The following is a 268-nucleotide window of genomic DNA, read 5'->3' on the forward strand; positions in this document are numbered from 1 at the left end:
ATACGGGCTGCGCCGCCGGCTGGGGCGCAGTGATCTGATCGTAGTGGGCGGCCTCGAACTCGGCAGGCGGGACGTTGCCGAGGCTGGAGTGCAGCCTGCGGGTGTTGTACCAGTCCACCCAGGCCAGCGTGGAGTACTCGACGTCGCTGACAGTTTTCAGTGGTGCCTTCACGAACGGGCCCGGGCGGATGCACTCGGTCTTGTAGAGGCCGATGATCGACTCCATGAGGCAGTTGTCGTAGGCGTCCCCGACCGAACCGATCGACGG

Annotated in this window: 1 protein-coding gene; it reads right to left on the reverse strand. The window is 65.3% G+C overall.

Annotated features, from left to right (window positions below; all coding sequences use genetic code 11):
• On the reverse strand, positions 1-268 hold a 268-nt coding region (locus E7Z53_RS19905), incomplete at both ends, for an integrase core domain-containing protein (protein WP_176338707.1).

Origin of the sequence: Kocuria salina (genome assembly GCF_013368965.1) — a bacterium.
Lineage (GTDB): Bacteria > Actinomycetota > Actinomycetes > Actinomycetales > Micrococcaceae > Kocuria > Kocuria rosea.